The 17,629-nt window shown below is 49.7% G+C and carries 15 protein-coding genes; 11 read left to right on the top strand and 4 right to left on the bottom strand.

The window, feature by feature from the left end:
- Positions 1-16 precede the first annotated feature (16 nt).
- The 4 genes from EL645_RS05475 (at position 17) to EL645_RS05460 (ending at position 4,326) form a co-directional block, all read left to right on the top strand.
- Positions 17-1,345, top strand: coding sequence for a carboxylate--amine ligase (locus tag EL645_RS05475; protein ID WP_126549088.1), 1,329 nt, complete (start codon positions 17-19; stop codon positions 1,343-1,345).
- Positions 1,346-1,347: 2 nt separating this feature from the next.
- Positions 1,348-2,574: an NAD(P)-binding domain-containing protein gene (locus tag EL645_RS05470; RefSeq protein WP_126549087.1), complete on the top strand. Its 1,227-nt coding sequence runs from the start codon at positions 1,348-1,350 to the stop codon at positions 2,572-2,574.
- A 92-nt stretch (positions 2,575-2,666) separates the two neighbouring features.
- Positions 2,667-3,722 carry a polysaccharide deacetylase family protein gene (locus EL645_RS05465; protein ID WP_161977140.1) on the top strand — a complete coding sequence of 352 codons (1,056 nt, stop codon included), beginning with the start codon at positions 2,667-2,669 and terminating at the stop codon, positions 3,720-3,722.
- 10 nt (positions 3,723-3,732) lie between these two features.
- Positions 3,733-4,326, top strand: coding sequence for an acyltransferase (locus EL645_RS05460; RefSeq protein ID WP_126549085.1), 594 nt, complete (start codon positions 3,733-3,735; stop codon positions 4,324-4,326).
- 103 nt (positions 4,327-4,429) lie between these two features.
- Here the strand turns inward: EL645_RS05460 and EL645_RS05455 are convergent, their stop codons facing one another.
- From EL645_RS05455 to EL645_RS05440, 4 genes are all read right to left on the bottom strand, one after another.
- The gene (locus EL645_RS05455; protein WP_126549084.1) at positions 4,430-5,368 is read right to left on the bottom strand and encodes an MBL fold metallo-hydrolase; all 939 of its coding nucleotides are present in this window, start codon (positions 5,366-5,368) and stop codon (positions 4,430-4,432) included.
- Between the two features lie 16 nt (positions 5,369-5,384).
- Entirely contained in the window at positions 5,385-6,962 is a 1,578-nt protein-coding gene (pruA, locus tag EL645_RS05450) for an L-glutamate gamma-semialdehyde dehydrogenase (RefSeq protein WP_126549083.1), read from the bottom strand.
- Between the two features lie 148 nt (positions 6,963-7,110).
- On the bottom strand, positions 7,111-7,527 hold the full coding sequence (locus EL645_RS05445; RefSeq protein WP_246035284.1) for an NUDIX domain-containing protein: 417 nt from the start codon (positions 7,525-7,527) through the stop codon (positions 7,111-7,113).
- A gap of 130 nt (positions 7,528-7,657) precedes the next feature.
- Complete coding sequence (locus EL645_RS05440; protein WP_126549081.1) at positions 7,658-9,163, bottom strand: thioredoxin-like domain-containing protein; 1,506 nt, start codon at positions 9,161-9,163, stop codon at positions 7,658-7,660.
- A 462-nt stretch (positions 9,164-9,625) separates the two neighbouring features.
- Here EL645_RS05440 and EL645_RS05435 point away from each other — a divergent pair, with 462 nt between their 5' ends.
- The 7 genes from EL645_RS05435 to EL645_RS05405 all read left to right on the top strand — a co-directional run bounded on the left by EL645_RS05435 (position 9,626) and on the right by EL645_RS05405 (position 17,598).
- Positions 9,626-11,278, top strand: a complete 1,653-nt coding sequence (locus tag EL645_RS05435; RefSeq protein WP_126549080.1) for a sodium:solute symporter family protein — start codon at positions 9,626-9,628, stop codon at positions 11,276-11,278.
- A 22-nt stretch (positions 11,279-11,300) separates the two neighbouring features.
- Entirely contained in the window at positions 11,301-11,570 is a 270-nt protein-coding gene (locus EL645_RS05430; protein WP_218031745.1) for a hypothetical protein, read from the top strand.
- Between the two features lie 352 nt (positions 11,571-11,922).
- Complete coding sequence (locus EL645_RS05425; RefSeq protein ID WP_126549079.1) at positions 11,923-12,402, top strand: GatB/YqeY domain-containing protein; 480 nt, start codon at positions 11,923-11,925, stop codon at positions 12,400-12,402.
- A gap of 312 nt (positions 12,403-12,714) precedes the next feature.
- Entirely contained in the window at positions 12,715-13,368 is a 654-nt protein-coding gene (locus EL645_RS05420; RefSeq protein WP_161977139.1) for an LON peptidase substrate-binding domain-containing protein, read from the top strand.
- Between the two features lie 112 nt (positions 13,369-13,480).
- Positions 13,481-13,849: a hypothetical protein gene (locus EL645_RS05415; RefSeq protein ID WP_126549077.1), complete on the top strand. Its 369-nt coding sequence runs from the start codon at positions 13,481-13,483 to the stop codon at positions 13,847-13,849.
- Positions 13,850-14,133: 284 nt separating this feature from the next.
- Positions 14,134-16,125, top strand: coding sequence for an aldo/keto reductase (locus tag EL645_RS05410; protein WP_126549076.1), 1,992 nt, complete (start codon positions 14,134-14,136; stop codon positions 16,123-16,125).
- Between the two features lie 219 nt (positions 16,126-16,344).
- A complete protein-coding gene (locus EL645_RS05405) occupies positions 16,345-17,598 on the top strand; it encodes an MFS transporter (protein WP_246035283.1) in 1,254 nt (417 codons plus the stop codon).
- The last annotated feature ends 31 nt before the right edge of the window (positions 17,599-17,629 follow it).

Here is a 17,629-nt window from a genome sequence, read left to right as displayed (position 1 = left end):
CGAATTAGGAAAAAGTATGCCAAACTCTTTAAATAATAGCGATCTACAAGGTCGATCAGGATCTCCTGTCTCGGCCGCCACGCTGTCGGAGCAGGTGGTTGAGACAGGAGTACAGCCACCGACGTATGATGCATTGGTATTAGATGCCAATTTGCGCCAATCGTTGGTAGCAGTGCGTTCCCTTGGACAACGTGGGATGCATGTAGCAGCACTGGAAACGTCTCCGAATGCCACCCGAGGGCGCTTTGTACCGACGTTTTCATCTCGCTGGTGTGAACATGCTTATGTAGCACCCGGGTATGATCACCAGACGGAATCTTACCTGACCTATCTGCACCAGGTGTTGGCTTATACCGGAGCCCGCGTGTTGTTGACCTCTTCGGACGGGACGCTAGCGGTTATCCGCGAGCACCGGGCGGAGATTGAAAAGTATACTCGTATCGCTCTGGCAAAGGAGCCAGCCCTGGAAGCCGCCATTAACAAAGACGTTACCCTGGCGATTGCGGAACGTCTGGGATTGGGCATTCCCAGAGGCGTGACGGTCTCTTCTACCAGTGAAGTCAAGGAAGCTATACGCGAGATTGGTTTACCAGCAGTGGTCAAACCAATTGAAACCTGGTTATGGGGAGAGCAACAAGGGGTGCGCCTGATCTGTGAGCTGGTAACCACTCCTGATGAAGCATATCAGGCAGTGGAAAAATTAACTCAATTTGGTGGCAGCACCTTATTTCAACAATTTTTGACTGGCCGTAGGGAAGCGATCAGTCTTTTATATGGGCAAGGTACTTTTTATGCTCGTTTTGCTCAATGGGCGAAGCGAACCCAACCCCCTCTGGGAGGCACCTCTGTCTTGCGCCAGAGTATTGCTATCCCGGATGATATTGGTCAACAGTCAGAGCGACTGGTGCGCGAAATCGAACTGGAAGGCTACTCTGAGGTTGAATTTCGGCGCGATGATGCTGGAAAACCCTATCTGATGGAGATTAATCCTCGGCTCTCGGCTTCCGTTGAAATCGCGGTCCGTTCTGGTATCGATTTTCCTTATCTACTTTATCAATGGGCGGCCGGAGAACTTATCAAGCCCGTAGAAGGCTATCAAGCAGGTGGCTGGATGCGCTTTCTCGAGGGAGATATCGTCACGACTGCAGAGGCCCTGGCCCAGCGCGGTCGACCTGGTGTTCCACCACCCACCCAAACCATTTTACAATTTTGTTCTAGCTTTTTTACCCCTACCGGTTATGATTATGTCGATTGGAAGGACCTTAAACCTGTTTGGAGTGCGGCGAAGGATTTTTCTTATCGTTCCGTGCGCAAATTGCGTAAACGTCCGTCTGGGAGGAATTAATTATGAGCGTTACTTTAAATGCTAAAAAGAATCAAGAATCTACCCCTTCTGCCCAATATGATGTTGTAGTTATGGGTGCTGGACCTTATGGGCTGTCTCTTTCCGCGCATTTGCTGGGTCACGGGCTCAAGGTAGCTACTTTTGGAAAAGTAAATTATTTCTGGCGCAATCATATGCCTGACGGAATGTTGTTGCGGTCTTTCTGGTGGGCTTCCAGCCTCTCAGATCCACAGGGTAAATATGCTATTGCACGCTACTATGAAGCAATCGGTGAAAAGCCGGTTGATCCGATGCCACGCGAAACCTTCCTGGATTATGTTAATTGGTTTCAGAAACATGCTGTGCCCAATATCGATGAAACCTATATAAGTAATATTGAACATCTGGATGATAAGTATCGTGTGACCCTGGAAGATGGGCGTGTGGTTACGAGCAAAGTAGTTGTGGTTGCTCCTGGACTGCACTACTATATCTATTCTCCGGAAGAGTACGCTCACATGCCCAAAAATCTGGTTACGCACCAGTCTGAACATGCGACCCTGGAGCCATTCAAGAATCAGCGGGTCGCGGTTATCGGTGGTGGTCAGGGAGCCCTGGAGACAGCGGCTCTATTGAATGAGCAAGGTACCGATGTAACTGTCTTTGTGCGTCGTACTGTGCGCTGGCTCACCCTCAACAATACCAGATATCCAAACTGGATTCGCAATCTGCGTGCTCCTAAGGCTGGCATGGGTTATGGTTGGTCTAATTTGTTCCAGGAGAAATATCCTTATTCGCTGCATAGCGCATCCCGTGCCCGCCGCGATAATATTGTGGATACCACCCATGGTCCAGCCGGATCACACTGGCTGATGCCACGTATCCTGGGTAAAGTCGACTTGAGAGAGAATACGTCTATTACTAAGATCGAGGAAGTAGACGGCAAGGTGAAATTGACACTGGCCAATGGTAAAGAAGAGATTTTCGATCATGTTATCCTTGGTACCGGCTATCGTCCGGATGTGAAAGCGTTGCCGATGCTGGATCAGAAGATTAAAGACGCACTGCAGTCCCATCGTGGCTCACCAGTTCTGAACAGCCATTTTGAGACCAGCGTACCAGGCCTCTACTTTGTAGGTTTCTCGTCCGCGCGCAGCTTTGGTCCTTTCTACCGTTTTGTCGTCGGGGCTCAGGCGGCTGCTCGTCGTGCTTCTGGCGCCATTGCCAAACAAGTGGTACGTTCTCGCTAATTCTAATCTACCTATGTTTAAGGCCATCATAGCAACACAACGCTGTTGCTATGATGGCCTGGTTGATGGAAGTAGTGTCAAAGGAAGCAAAAATGGGCAGACGAATCCTGATAATGCTGGCTGGATTCTTTTATTATAGCGGCCTGGTTGCTCTGGCTCGCTGGTGGACACGGCGAGCTGGACGACGGGTGGCAATCTTGACTTATCACTCTTCAGTAGGTGGCAATTTTTTACAGCACCTGCTTTATTTGCGTCGTCATTATCGTATTATGCCGTTGGACGCCGCCTTAGAAGAACTCTATAGCGGTCACAAAGATCCTAAGTACAAGCAAGATCGACGTACACCACTGATTATTACCCTGGATGATGGCTATACTGATAACTATACCTATGCTATGGGCCTTGCTCGCGATTATTGTATCCCCTTAACTATTTACCTTGTGCCCGGCTATATTGAATCGCATCAGCGCTTCTGGTGGTTTGAAGGCCAGAGTATGGCTCAGCGGGCCCGTGCCACTGAGTTTACCCTGGACAAGCAAACCTTTCAGTTAGAGCAAGAGGGAGCGCGTCCCATCCTGGCCCAGTATATTGATGACCATGCGCGCTTTGCGACCTCGGTTGCTGAGCGAGAGGGCTTCTTAGCTGAAGCCAGGGCTGTGCTTGATTTATCACCCACGATTGAAGATCCGGTTCGTGATAACGAGCTTCATCCAGTGAACTGGGAACAGGCGCTGGAGATGGATAAAAGCGGTTGGATTACCTTCGGTGCACATACTATGCATCATCCAATTCTTTCTTATATCACAGATTTAGCTGAAGTGCGCTATGAGGTGACCGAGTGTCGCCAGGTACTGGAGCAAAAACTGGGGCATCCCGTCCGTAGCTTTGCCTATCCGGTTGGGCAGGCGCAGCATATCGGAGATGCAGTGGTGCAGGCCGTTAAGGATGCTGGCTATGATTGGGCGGTCACCACTACCTACGGCATTAATACCCCCGCCAGCGATCCACATCGCCTGTTGCGCATCGAAGCGGATGTTGACCAGCATTGGTTGGTCGTAGCAGCAGAGGCGGCCGGACTATGGGATTTATTGCCCGCTTACGCTGGCTACCCTTTATCCGTAATAATTTTACCAATGCTCGTCGCGTAAAAGGAAAATAATGCAAGAGAGATCATTTTATGTTCACCCTCAGGCCGAGGTAGAGGAGGGAGCGCAGATTGGGGCCGGCACGCGTATCTGGCGCCAGGCTCATGTGCGTTCCCAGGCCCACATTGGCGAACAGTGCAATATTGGCAAAGGCGTCTATGTGGAATCCCATGTCTCGATTGGTTCACGCGTAAAGATTCAGAACCATGTCTCTGTCTTTGAAGGTGTCACCATCGAGGATGGTGTCTTTATTGGCCCTCACGTTTGTTTTACCAATGATATGTTTCCACGAGCCATTACACCCGAGGGTCAACTGAAAAGTGCCGAGGATTGGGAGGTAACACCTACCCTGGTCAAATATGGAGCTTCATTGGGGGCTGGCTCAGTGATCGTCTGCGGCATTACGATTGGGGAATTTGCCTTGATCGGGGCTGGAGCTGTGGTCACCAAAGATGTGCCTGCCCACGCCCTGGTCTTTGGCAATCCTGCACGGGCGCAGGGCTATGTGTGTCGTTGTGCTTGCCGCCTGACCAATGTCCATGAACTGAATGGTCAGCTCTCAGGCTGGTGTGAGACATGCGGCACCCTGTGTGTGTTTGCTAAATAATGCCATATGCGACCTTCACTTAAGCGATTTTTATGGTGGAGTACAGTAAGGAGGTGGCCGTAGTCGCCTCCTTACTGTACTCCACAAACATCGTCAGATCGGCTTATGAAAGTCTTTCGGGATGTTTTTTCTGCCAGTAGCGGATATAGCCCTGGGCGGTCATTGGATAATTAGTGGCCAGGTCATAGCGTTTGAATGCCTCCGCATCAGCCCCTTTACGTTTAAGCTCAGGCTCAGTTTTATCGATTAAGATCTGGATGATCTCTTCCTCGTTTTTTCCGGCCTGTAGTGCTTCCAGTACGATATCGCCCCAGGCGAAAAGCTGGGCGCGAAACCTTTCCAGGTAAGGGATAGTGTTGCGTACCGGTCCAAAATGGGCCAGGTAGAGCACATCTGGGCGTAGCTTTTTAAGCAGGTCGATGGTGGCTGACCAGGCTTCGATATCTACATCGGGTGGTGGCGTTGGTGGGCGGACATAATCGATACCAGGTAAGTGTACACCTGCGGCATCGCCCGCAAACAGTTCACCAGCATGGACATCGTAGAACACGACATGATGGCTGGCATGACCAGGTGTATAGTGCACCTCTAGCCGGCGACCGGCGACATTCAGAATATCGCCACCATCGATGGTCTGTATATTCGCGGCCGGGACTGCTTCGACATTGCCCCATAGCTCTTGCATGCGCTCCTTGTAGACCCGGCTGGCGCTGGTAATCAGTTTGGTCGGATCTTTCAGATGCGGCGCCCCTTTGCTATACACATAGACTTTGGCATTGGGCATGTGGTGCAGCAATGTGCCCACACCTCCAGCATGATCCAGGTGAATGTGGGTCAGGAGAATGTGGGTAATCGTCTGTGGATTGAACTCTGCTTCCTGTAAAGAGGCCAGCAGTGCCTCAATCGTTGTTTCTGGTCCGGGATCGATGAGAGCGATCTCATCTTTCCCGGCCAGGACATATGTCCCAATGACCTCGGGCTCTCCCTGAAATGGTAAGGAGATATGCCAGAGCCCTGGACTGTGTTTACTAACGGTTGCCAAGAGCTGCTCCTTCGTTTTATTTTTTCACTGAGATGGCTTTGGCCTGGGTAAAGAGAAGCAGGTAATCACGGCCGCCAGCTTTAGAGTCAGTGCCCGACATATTAAAGCCGCCAAACGGATGAACACCTACTAATGCGCCTGTACATTTGCGATTAAAGTAAAGATTTCCGACATGGTACTCTTCTTTGGCACGAGCAATGTGCGCTGCGTCGGTGGAATAGAGTGAGCCAGTCAGACCATACTCGGTATCATTGGCAATTTCAAGGGCATGGTCAAAATCTTTTGCTTTAATTACGGCCAGAACCGGTCCAAAGATTTCTTCCTGGGCAATGCGAGCGTGTGGGTCTACATCGGCGAAAATGGTTGGTTCAATGAAGTAGCCCGGTCCCTGTTCACCACCGCCAAGGACAAGTTTACCTTCTTTTTTCCCAACCTCAATGTATTCGAGGATTTTTTTCTTTGCATTGGCGTCGACGACTGCGCCCATGTATGTCTCAGGCTGAGTGACATCTCCCTGGGTTAATTTTTTCGCCTTCTCGACTACTTTTTGTAATATTTCGTCATAGACTGCATCGACCACAATAGCACGTGAGCCAGCCGAACATTTCTGTCCCTGGAAGCCAAAGGCGGAGCCTACAATGTTGGTCGCGGCAGCCTCAAGATCGGCTGTTTCGTCGACGACAATGGCGTCTTTCCCACCCATTTCAAGGATAGAGCGTTTCAGCCAGCGCTGTCCTGGATGTACCTTCGAGGCCCGCTCGTAGATGCGCAGTCCGACTTCGCGTGAGCCAGTGAAGGAGACAAAACGTACCTGTGGACTATCGACCAGGGCGTCTCCAATGGTTGAGCCAGAACCTGTCAGATAGTTGACGACACCCGCTGGCAGCCCTACATCTTCTAAGATCTGCATGAACTGGTAGGCGATGGCCGGGGCGGTACTGGCCGGTTTGAGTACTACGGTATTTCCTGCCACGAAGGCGGCACTGGTCATACCTGCCATGATAGCACATGGGAAGTTCCAGGGTGGAATGACTGCGGCCACGCCCAGCGGAATATAGACCAGTTCATTTTCCTCGCCCTCAATGCGGGTCAGTGGATGCTCGCCTGCTAACCTGAGCATTTCGCGACCATAGAACTCGAGGAAATCAATGGCTTCTGCCGTATCTACATCAGCCTCGATCCAGCTTTTACCGACCTCATAAATCATCCAGGCATTAATGAGGAAGCGGCGCTGGCGCATCAGGTCTGCGGCTGCAAAGAGATAGCCAGCTCTCTCAGAGGCAGGTACACGTTTCCAGCTTTCAAAAGCTGTAGCAGCGGCCTGAATCGCCTCATCGGTCTGTTCCCGTGTGGCGGCAGCGAAGGTTCCAACGACCTCATCTGGCCGACCGGGATTGACCGAGTTAAAAGTCCGGTCGCTCTGTATTTTTTTGCCACCAATAATTAAAGGATAGGTGCGCCCTAATTCGTTTTTCACCTGCTCAAGCGCGGCTGCCTGAGCACGCTGATTGGATGCTTGTGAAAAATCAGTGAAGGGTTCATTCACAAATGATTTTTGCGCGTGGGTGATGGCATCTTTAAATACTGTTGTCATAGGAAACTCCTTACAAACACTTCACTGTTATGAGTAAATGATCATATAGTCCATTGTATCTCATAGCATGAGAGAGGTGAAAGCATTTTATGCGTCAGTCGTTCAATATCTCTACTTTTTAGTGAGATATGTTTATTTGCCGCCTCCATTATTGGATTACTGGGAGCGGCTGATTGGCAAGTGCATCTTGAATGCGTTGTAGATGATGTTCCAGGACATCCATCTGCAAGATCTCTGAAGGACTAAAATAGCCCACCTCAGTGGTTTCGTCACTCAGGCCTAACTGTCCGCCGGTGGTCTCAGCTTCAAAGGAATGGTTCACGACCTGGTAGCGATTGCCGTCGGCATATTCAAGCAACATATGAGGGCTGCTATAAATACCCACCAGACGTTTAATCTTAACCTGTAAACCGGTCTCCTCATGGATCTCGCGTATACAGGCCTCGCTAACACTCTCGCCCACTTCCATGCGACCACCAGGTATACACCAGCGTCCATTATCGCTACGGCGCGTCAGCAAAATTTTCTGATGTGTAGCATCATAGATAATTGCTGATGTGCCCATGTTGAGAACTCCCTGGGCTCCAATCCGATCTCCATATAGGATTTTCACGTTCGCTCTATCTCCTTGCAAGTAAAAAAAGAGCATCCATAACATTTATGATCGGCCTGCCGCTGGTAGTATCGTATCTATATTACCATTGAATGTGCAATGTGCACACAGTCTGAGTTGCCAGATTCAGAATACGGATGGCTGAATTATTGGTATCGGCCACATAGAGTTTGCCATCAGCGGCGGCTATGCCTGCCGGCTCATTAAATTGTGCTTCCCCAAATGTACCATCTTTAAGGCCAGCTATGCCAGTTCCTGCCAGCGTCGTTACACGTCGGGTGGCTGGATTGAGGATCTTAATGCGATTATTATATGTATCTGTCAGGTAGAGTTGTTGCTGCCAGAGGCAGAGTGCCTGCACATGTTGCAGGCGCACAGCTTTGCCTATGCCATCCTGATCTCCAAACACAAAAAGCCCCTCCCCAACCAGTGTATGCACCTGTTGGGGCTCAACCAGCTCAATAGCGCGCACGGCGCTCGTTTCACTATCCGCTACATACAGGGTGTTTTCAGCAAGGGCCAGCCCATTGGGTTGCGCGAAAAAAGCCTCCTGGTAGCTGCCATCTCCGATCCCTTCAGGACCGCGACCAGCGAAAGGTTCAATCTCTCCACTGTTCAGATGGAGGACCGCGACCTGGTGATTGCCGGCCATAGCGATAAAGAGCTCGTCGTGGTCAGTTAGTACATCGTGTCGCAGCTGGAGATCCCAGGGCGAATTGAGGGCAATGCTATGGGCGGCTCCACTGGTCGGTGTACGACTCAAGCCATATTGCTCGCCGGTGCCCGCAATGGTGGTTACTTGTCGTCTGGCCAGATCTACCTGTCGTATAAGGTGGTTATCGGTATCAGCTACATAGAGCATATTCTCTACGAGGTGGAGACCCTGTGGACGATTGAATTGGGATTCTGAGAAGTTCCCATCTACCCTGCCTGCCTGCCCATTGCCGATAATCTGGCGTATCCGACCATCCAGACTGGTCTCGAGGAGACGGTGGTGGGCCGAGTCACTGATCACCAGACGATCAGCAGCGCTATCGATGGCGATTTTGCCTGGAAAGGCGAGCAGTGATCGGGTGGCTACTTCCCAGGTAAAGCGCAACGTTTGGTGTGTGAGTAGACCACGCGCCTCGAATTCGTCGATCATAGGCTGGATCAGGCTGATAGCCTGTGTGGGCTCAATCTCACCCTCATGGCGTTGAATGACCCGGCCCTCAGGATCGATAAATATCAGGCTTGGCCAGGCGCGTACAGCATATTGTTGCCAGAGGTACATGCTGCGATCATTAACCACAGGATGCTCAACGCCATAGCGTAAGACTGCATCGCGTACACTGTTGGTAAACTGCTCACGTGGAAATTTGGGCGAATGGACACTGATGACCGTTACCGTATCAGGAAAAGCCGCGGCTATCTCACGCAACTGCGCCAGCGCATGCATGCAATTAATACAACAAAATGTCCAGAAATGGAGTATCACCATCTGGCCGCGCAGCTCTGCCAGGCGCAAAGGATGATCACTATTGATCCAATCTAATCCTGCTGGAAAATCAGGGGCCCGCACCTCACCGCGAAATTGTGGTCTGCTCATTGCTCTCGCCCTTTTTGAATAGTAAGTTTATAAAAGTAAGCATTCAGTCTCACCGCTGAAAGTGATGAAAATTATAGCGTTTCTCTTTATGAAAACACTTGAATTGATCTTTTATTTCGTTCACTCTTTAGCCAGCTATAGGTTTTTATTTCTTATAGTGACGTAAGCAACGAAGAAAGTTGTAACCTGCTTTCTTCCGGTGTTTGTATTAGATAAATGATGATTTTTGGCAAGCTTTCCATTCATAATGTCAACATTCTTTGAAGCTAAACTTTCTTCTGTCCCGTGATTAATAGTAGCATTCCTTTGAAGGTAGAGATAGGTGACTTATCTCTAGCTTCTTTTTGTTGATTTTTTTTGCTTCAGAGATGTAGGTAGAGATTACTTCTTTACACCAGGCCTGTACACCCTCTTAGAGAGATAATCTTTACTTATAGTTTTGATTATTAATGGAGATCTCTTATGCTCACGTTGACAGCGGTTTCAACCAAAGTCATTGCTAATGCGAACTGGGTAGACTATCTCATTATCGCGGTCTACTTTGTTGTAACGCTTGGTATTGGCTTTGCACTGAGAAGGCGGATGAAATCCTCGGAAGATTTTCTTCTTTCCGGGCGTTCTCTTCCCAGTTGGGTAACTGGATTAGCTTTTGTTGGCGCTAATCTGGGTGCACTAGAAATTCTTGGTATGGGTGCTAATGCCGCTCAATATGGTTTTATGCAGGCCCATTTCTACTGGATTGGTGCCATCCCGGCCATGTTATTTGTGGCTATTTTTATGATGCCGTTCTACTATGGCAGTAAGGCACATTCGGTTCCTGGTTTCTTGAAATTGCGTTATAACGAGGCTACTCGTGGTTTCAATGCTATCTCATTTGCCATTCTAACCCTGCTGACCAGCGGCATCAATATGTATGCGGCTGCGCTGGTATTTAACCTTCTTCTGGGCTGGTCATTAAATACCTGTATCTGGTTGGCTGCCTTATTCATCATGGTCTATATCTTACTTGGAGGACTGACATCGTCTATCTATAATGAGACGCTCCAGTTCTTCTTGATTGTAGCAGGACTCTTACCTTTAACGATTATTGGCTTGATCAGCGTTGGTGGTTGGTCAGGATTGCAGGCTAAAGTAAACAATCCTCAGTTCTTTCATCTCTGGGCAAACACCGCTGGCAATGCCAATCCATTTGGGGTTAACTTTATTGGTATCGTGCTGGGCCTGGGCTTTGTGCTAAGCTTTGGCTACTGGTGTACCGACTTCCTGGTGGTACAGCGTGCGCTGGCTGCTGAAGATGAGGCTGCTGCTGAGCGTACACCTTTGATCGCCGCTTTCCCGAAATTGTTTTTCCCATTCCTGGCCATCATTCCTGGCCTGGTCATCCTTTCGGTGCTGCCAAATCTGGGTCATGGTGGTGATTTCCAGAACTCTTATAACATGGCTATTCCTATAGCTATGGCCCGTTACCTCCCCAATGGTGCACTGGGTCTGGGTCTGACGGCGCTATTAGCCGCGTTTATGTCAGGTATGGCTGGTAATGTGACCGCCTTTAATACTGTCTGGACCTACGACATCTATCGCGCCTACATCAAGCGCGATGCTGGCGATAATCATTACCTGTGGATGGGACGAGTCGTGACCGTAGTTGGTATCCTGTTGAGCGTTGGTACCGCGTATATCGCGGCCAGCTTCACCAGTATTATGGACTATGTACAGGCCCTCTTCTCCATCTTTAACGCTCCTCTGCTGGCAACCTTCTTGCTAGGTATGTTCTGGAAGCGTACAACGCCATGGGGTGGTTTTGTTGGTCTGCTGCTTGGCACACTGGCTTCGATTGCTCTCTGGATCACCGAGCAGTATATGCACCTCTTCACGCTGGGTAGCTCTGAAGGTTCCAGCATGTGGCGCGCCTTGATCGCCTGGGGTATCTGTTTCGTCGTGACCATCGCTGTCTCGTTGTTCACTAAACCGAAACCGGACGCCGAATTAAAAGGCCTGGTCTATAGCATGACACCGAAGAGGGAAGTTGTCGAGACAGTATGGTACAAGCGACCAATGGTGCTTGCGGGTGCTGCCCTGGCCATCTTCATTGTCCTCAATATCATATTCTTCTAGGAAGCGAGAGGGTGACAGCGTTATGAGTCAACAAGAATTGCAGCAAGAAGAAAAAGTGCAAAGTGCTGAGGGTTCTGGGGCGGCACATAGAATGTCGATTGCCTTAACCATTGGCGCGACCATCGGTGCAATCGGCTTGATCCTTTTCCTGTACGGCGTGCTTGGAAATGCGGATTATAAACAGAGTGCGGGTATCAATATCAATCTGTGGTGGGGGCTGGTGTTGGTAGTTTTCGGTCTCATTTTGGGTATTGGTGGCTTTCTCTCTGGACGCCGAAGCGCCGCTGCATAGTCACAAATAACTGCAGCTATGTTTTACAGAGCCGGGGCAAACTTTATTCAAGGGTTTGCGCTGGCTCTCTTCCATTCAGTCCGAATGATCAGGGCTTTTTCATGTTCGTCCAGAGATCGCAGGGGAGATCACTCGTAAGCGATGAAATATGCCTTATTTCATGTGTGGAGTGTGTGGTGGTGGTCGGCCGCGGCCGACCACCACCACACACTCCACACCCGGCGCCGCAGGCGCCAAAGAGGAACATGAAAAAGCCCTGCCGAGTGATAATTTGCAGGTGCTTTTTTTGAGCCTTCGTAGTATACTAAGAGGCGCATAAACATAGTATATTAGCAATGTAGGAGTAAGAGAGATGGCAGAAGCACGGCAGGATTTCCCTATTGAGCAGCAATTAAAAAAAGATATCCAGGATGCACAACGGCAGCGTGACCAAACGCGTCTGGATACATTGCGTATGGCTTTAGGTGCTATTCACAACCTTGAGGTTGCACGTACTGATCGCAAGAATGCAGAATATGGACAGCCCTTGACTGAGGCCGATTGCTTAAAAGTGCTTGAGCAAGAAGTGAAGAAGCGCAATCAGGCTATCCCCCTCTACAAGCAGGGTGGGCGTACCGAACTGGCTGAAAAAGAGCAGCGTGAAATGGACATTTTGCAGTCATACCTGCAATCTTCTCAATTAAGCGATGAGGATCTGCGGGCAATTATTGCGCGCTTGATTGAGGCCAATGGTAAAGAGTTCCGTCGTGTTATGCCTCTGGCCGCCAAAGAAACCAAGGGGCGCGCTGATGGTGCTCGTGTGCAGCGTATGGTTAAGGAGTTGACTCAATAATATATTGCTTGTTTATATGCGTGCGTGCGCATACGCGCCCGACCATTTTTTATAGTTGTTGCGGCAAATGTGCTTTGCACATTTGCCGCAACAACTATAAAAAAGTATATAATAGTGGATGAGATTGTAGGTGAATCCAATTAAGTTTCATTAGCATGTTTAAGTTGCCCCATAACACATACCAGTGGCGTCTCAAGGTACAACGAATGATTCTAGCATAAGATGGATATGATCCTGACCAAGTTACCATCTTTACGTCATTACAAACTAAACCAAGAGGTGGCGATCTCTTCACCCTGGAGGATTCCTGATATGTCAGCAACCGCAATTGAATTGCCTTTATTTCCTTTGAATGTAGTTCTCTTCCCTGGTACGGTCCTACCATTACATATTTTTGAGCCTCGGTATCGACAGATGGTGATGGATTGTCAAAAGGAAGATAAGCCGTTTGGTGTGGTGCTGGTAAAAGCTGGTAGCGAGTTTATGCGGGAAGAAGCTTATGAAATTGGAACTCTGGCTGAAATCCACAATCTCCGTTCACTTGAAGATGGTGGCTATGATCTGATGGCCGTTGGCATTCGACGTTTCCGTATTGTCAGCCAGCATCGTGAAAAGCCATATTTATCAGGTCTGGTTGAGCCGTATGAGGATGAGTACGAGCCGGAAGAGAATCTGGCGCATGCGGTTCAGCAAGTCCGTAGCTTGTTTGAAACCTACCTGGATATGCTCTTGAATTCACCTGATGAGAGCGATCTACACGCCAATCTCCCCGAGGCGCCTGAAGAGCTTTCGCATTTCATCGCTTACTTTCTAGAAATTGAAGATGCTAAGAAGCAGCACTATCTGGAACTTACCTCAACTCAACAACGTCTGAATGAAGAGATTACAGCCCTGCGTCGCGAGGTTCCATTTATGCGCCAGTTGCTTTTCAAACAGCCCGATGACGATCGCACTATGCTAAACTAAGACAGGACCAGCGATGTAAATGATATGTATGGTGTATAGTTGCTTGTGAGGTGAAGCGGTCTCTTTCTATTAGCAGAGTGAGCGCACTGACATGAAAGTGAGTAGACGAAGTATGACTGAATATAATCAATTTCGGCAACGGTTGGATGTTGTTTTGCGCACATTAGATGTTACTAAAGTGCGAGAATTTTTGACGGCGGAAGGCCATTGGGGTGATAGCGCACCTGCCGATCCCGAGTTCGCGATGTGGATGATGATTGCGGGCGGCCCGACCCTCAAAGATTTGCATCCCCGGGCGAAAGAATGGTTAATGACGCATGGACATAGCAGTGAGGCGGAGGCAGTCTTTGGTAAAGGACCATCCTCGCGCAAAGGAAATCAAGGAGCGCGCAGCTCAAAGGGTGGTAGTAATGCTAAGCGCCCGCCTCAGTATAAAAGCAAGCGTTCGGATTCCCCGTCCCGCTCATCACATCAAAAATAGAGCCTATTCTTTGCTACATACAATTTGACGCACAGACTGATTTCGTGATATAACCATCCAAAACAAGTCAAAAGCCGAATATTTCATTCGGAATAGGTAGTGAAAGTAAAATGCATAGATCAAGGTTGATCCTGTATTTTTGCCTGTTTGACTTGATCATACTGTGGTGTAACCAGGATTGGTGCAGATTGGGATATGTATTTGTGTTGATTGGAGTGGATGCCACAGATATGACGAGATTGACACATTGATCATCAGGGTTCACATTGGTTTGGAGGATTATCATGAGTCAAACGCTAACCTGGGGTATCCTTGGCGCTGGACGCATTGCGGGCATCTTTGCGCAAGGCCTGGCAAGCTCAAAGACAGGAACACTTCTGGCCGTTGGAAGCCGTACCCAGGAAGCCGCCGATCGTTTTGGAGACAAATGGAATGTGTCTCGGCGTTATGGTAGCTATGAAGACTTGCTTGCCGATAGTGATGTGCAAGCTATTTATATTTCAACTCCTCATCCGATGCATGCTGAATGGGCGATTAAGGCCACTGAGGCCGGGAAACATGTGTTATGTGAAAAGCCTATCGCTCTCAATCATGCCGATGCTATGGCAATTATTGAATCAGCACAGCGCAATGATGTTTTTTTGATGGAAGCCTTTATGTATCGTGGTCATCCCCAGATTGCTAAGGTGGTGGAATTGATTCGTGGTGGGGCGATTGGGGATGTGCGGGTCATTCAGGCAACCTTTGCTTTTAATGCTGGCAATAATCTGGAAGGTCGCCTGTTAAATGATAAACTTGGTGGCGGCGGTATTTTAGATGTTGGCTGCTATTGTGCCTCCATCGCTCGCCTGGTGGCTGGGGCTGCTATTGGCAAACCGTTCGCTGATCCAACGCGCGTTACCGCTACTGGCCATATTGGCGAAGCCAGCCATGTGGATGAATATACTGTAGCCTCGCTCGCCTTTCCTGGCGGTATTGTAGCCCAACTTATGACCGGTGTACGCGTTAATGCCGAGAATGAAGTGCGCATCTATGGTTCAGAGGGTTCGATCACTTTGCCAACACCCTGGAATCCGGGGGCAGGCCAGACTACCAAAGTTATTGTGAAGCATAACGGTGAGGTGACCGAGCATAGCTTTGAAACCCAGGATCTCTATGGAGCGGAAGCTGATACGGTGGCGGCACATCTGGCCGAGCGTCAATCGCCAACCATGAGTTGGGAAGATACGCTGGGCAATATACGTACCCTGGATCAGTGGCGCGCTGCGCTTGGCCTGAGCTATCCATCCGAACAGCCACAGGGACCCGATCAACAACTCCCGGTTCATAAACGAGCTCTGGCTGTGCGGCCACAGCATATTATGAAATATGGCAGTATTGCTGGCGTAGAGAAGCCTGTGTCGCGCCTGGTGATGGGCGTGGATAACCAGACCAGTTGGCCGCATGCCTCCGTGATGTTCGATGATTTCTTTGAGCAGGGTGGCAATTGTTTCGACAGCGCCTACATTTATGGTGGTGGCCTGTGTGAAAAGATGCTGGGACAATGGATCAAAAATCGTGGCCTGCGCGATCAGGTGGTGATACTGGACAAAGGGGCGCATACACCTCATTGTAATCCTCAGGCCCTTACCTCTCAATTCTTGCAGAGCCTGGATCGCTTGCAGACCGATTATGTCGATGTCTACATGATGCATCGTGACAACACTGACATTCCGGTGGGCGAGTTTATCACTGTTCTCAATGAGCACAAGAACGCTGGACGCATGCGTGCGTTTGGCGCCTCTAACTGGTCGATTGAGCGTTTGCAAGAGGCCAATGATTGGGCAGCAGCCCACGGCTTAAGTGGTTTCTCCGCCATGAGCAATAACTTTAGCCTGGCACGTATGGTTGATCCTGTCTGGGCTGGCTGTATTGCCGCCTCCGATGCGAAATCGCGTGCCTGGTTAGAGCAGACCCAGATGCCGATCATGCCCTGGTCGAGCCAGGCCCGTGGCTTCTTTACCGGTCGAGCGCATCCAGATGATCATTCAGATGCCGAACTGGTGCGTTGCTGGTATAGCGAAGACAACTTCAAGCGCCTGGAGCGTGTGAATCAAATGGCACAGGAGCGCGGGGTCTTGCCAATTAATATTGCCCTCGCCTATGTCCTGAACCAACCATTCCCCACATTCCCCTTGATTGGCCCACGCCTACTGTCTGAGACGCGCACTTCACTGCCTGCTTTGACTGTGGAGTTGACACCAGAAGAGCTACGCTGGCTGAATCTAGAGGATTAGAAATCCACTGCATAGCTATTAGCTTGATCCCATGTGTCATCCAGAAGAACAACTGGATGATGCATGGGATTAATTGCAACTTATATCTAAAAAGGCTCGGGTGCTGGCACGCCTGAGCCTTTTTGGCCCTCTAAGTTGGAAGAGATGCAATAAAATGGGGTCTTTTTTTTGTTGTATTGAAGTTGATGGATGTTGCATATTGAGGAAGGAATTTATGGCTTGGATAAAGAGCTAATCGACGTAAGAAGTCCTGATGTGGCTGAAGAGTCGCAGGAGCGCGCGCCTGCGACAGTTATGAATAGAAAATTAGTATTGATTATGGCGGCTGCCTGCGCAGCCTCGGTCGCTAATCTATATTATATACAACCATTACTGGCAAATATGGGCCGTGAGTTCGCTGTCTCGGCCAATCAAATGGGAATTATTGCAACGATGAGTCAGGTTGGTTATGCCTGTGGTCTGTTATTTATTATTCCATTGGGAGATAAATATAATCAGCGGAAGTTGATCGTAGGCATGTTGATTGCGGTCACCCTGGCTTTAATTGTCATGGCCAGTGCTCCATCAATCTTGCTAGTAGGGGTTGCCAGTTTCCTGGTTGGTGTGACTACCGTAGTCCCGCAATTAATTATCCCTTATTCAGCCAGCCTGGCTCCCGTAAAGGCTCGTGGACAGGTTGTTGGCACCGTCATGAGCGGCCTGTTGATAGGTATCTTGCTGGCACGTACTGTCAGTGGTCTGGTGGCAGCCCATTTTGGCTGGCGTGCTATGTATTGGATCGCGGCAATCATGATGATCCTGCTTGCCGTGCTTATGCGTGTCCTTTTGCCAGATGACCGTGCGCAGAAAGGCTCTATGAGCTATCCACAATTGCTGCGTTCATTGTGGGGACTGGTGCGAGACGAGCCGGTGTTGCGCGAGACAATGTTCTTTGGTGCATTGGCCTTTGCTGCATTCAGTGTCTTCTGGGTTGCGCTCTCATTCTTCCTGGCGACCCCGCCCTATCACTTTGGGAGTGAAGTCGCTGGCTTGTTTGGATTGGTGGGAGTGGCCGGAGCGTTGGCAGCTTCATTTGTCGGAAAGTTTGCCGATCGCCGCGATCCACGCCTGGCCAATGGTATGGGTCTGGTAATTATTCTTGTCTCTTTTGTGATCATGTGGCTGACCGGGCAGTGGCTCTTTGGTTTGATTGTAGGCACCATTTTGCTCGACCTGGGTACCCAATCCAATCAGATCTCCAGCCAGGCGCGCGTCTACAGTTTACAGCCCGAGGCACGCAACCGTTTGAATACCGTCTATATGTTTGTCTACTTTATCGGTGGTTCATTAGGTTCTATTCTGGGCACCGTTGGCTGGAGTATGGCGCAATGGAATGGTGTGTGCGCAGTGGCCTGCCTGCTGATCCTGATCGCCCTTGCTTTTTATGTACTCAATACACGTAGTATGCGTCAACATCTGCGTAGCGTGCGCTAAAGATGGAAATGCCGCATAGGAAGCGAGAACG

The organism is Dictyobacter kobayashii (assembly GCF_003967555.1).
Taxonomy (GTDB): domain Bacteria; phylum Chloroflexota; class Ktedonobacteria; order Ktedonobacterales; family Ktedonobacteraceae; genus Dictyobacter; species Dictyobacter kobayashii.
Note: the sequence above shows the minus strand (reverse complement) of the source record. Positions and strands in the feature narration are given on the sequence as shown.